Here is a 725-nt window from a genome sequence, read left to right as displayed (position 1 = left end):
GGCGGCCCGCACCTGATCACGCATGTGGAGACCACGCCGGCACCGGTCGTGGATCGCGACGCTCTCGAAGACATCCATGCGGCGCTCGAAGCCAAAGGTCTGCTGCCCGACACTCATCTGGTCGATGCTGGTTACGTCGCGGCCGATCAACTCGTCGCCAGTCGCCGGACCTATGGCGTCACCCTCCTGGGGCCGGCTCCCCAGGATTATCAGTGGCAGGCCCGTTCAGAAGGAGGTTTCACGGTGCAGGACTTCATCTTCGATTGGGATCGGCAAGTCGCGATCTGTCCGGCCGGGCACGAGAGCCGGAGCTGGCGTCCCGATTACTGGCAAGGACGAACCGCCTTCAAGGTGCGCTTCTCGACGACCCACTGTCGCCCCTGCCCATTGAAGGCACAGTGTACTCGGAGCGAGCGGCGGCTTCTCACGCTGCGCCCTCAGGAGGAGCACGAGACCCTTGCAGCGGCTCGCGAGCGTGAGGCGCAGCCCGCCTTCGCCAAAGAGTACCAGAAGCGCGCCGGCATCGAGGGAACGATTTCGGCTGGCGTGCGCGCCCTACACTTGCGGCGCTCCCGCTACATCGGTCTCGCCAAGACGCATCTTCAGCACGTGCTGACAGCGGCTGCCATGAACCTCATCCGGCTTGGTGCCTGGTTCGCGGGCACGCCGCTCGCACGAACCCGGCAATCCGCATTCACCAAGCTCATGATGGCTCCCATCCCAGC

Annotated in this window: 1 protein-coding gene; it reads left to right on the top strand. The window is 65.1% G+C overall.

What is annotated here, in order from left to right; all coding sequences use genetic code 11:
• A partial coding sequence (locus tag DDF70_RS36280) for a transposase (protein ID WP_170316159.1) occupies nt 1–725 on the top strand: 725 nt, incomplete at both ends.

Source organism: Microvirga calopogonii, from assembly GCF_003347665.1.
In the GTDB taxonomy this organism is placed as follows: Bacteria; Pseudomonadota; Alphaproteobacteria; order Rhizobiales; family Beijerinckiaceae; genus Microvirga; species Microvirga calopogonii.
Note: the sequence above shows the minus strand (reverse complement) of the source record. Positions and strands in the feature narration are given on the sequence as shown.